This is a genomic window from Enterobacter sp. K16B (assembly GCF_020216105.1).
Lineage (GTDB): Bacteria > Pseudomonadota > Gammaproteobacteria > Enterobacterales > Enterobacteriaceae > Enterobacter > Enterobacter sichuanensis.
Genome location: NZ_JAIWJZ010000079.1, coordinates 1 through 281, shown reverse-complemented (window position 1 = coordinate 281; position 281 = coordinate 1). Strand labels below are relative to the sequence as shown.

The window sequence follows — 281 nt, the reverse complement described above, 5'->3', positions numbered from 1 at the left end:
ACTACGACGCACTTTATGAGGTCCGCTTGCTCTCGCGAGGTCGCTTCTCTTTGTATGCGCCATTGTAGCACGTGTGTAGCCCTACTCGTAAGGGCCATGATGACTTGACGTCATCCCCACCTTCCTCCAGTTTATCACTGGCAGTCTCCTTTGAGTTCCCGGCCTAACCGCTGGCAACAAAGGATAAGGGTTGCGCTCGTTGCGGGACTTAACCCAACATTTCACAACACGAGCTGACGACAGCCATGCAGCACCTGTCTCAGAGTTCCCGAAGGCACCAA

The 281-nt window shown here is 54.1% G+C and carries 1 rRNA gene; it reads right to left on the bottom strand.

Annotation, left to right across the window (positions count from 1 at the left end):
* A 16S ribosomal RNA gene (locus tag LDK53_RS14875) occupies positions 1-281 on the bottom strand; the annotation flags it as partial.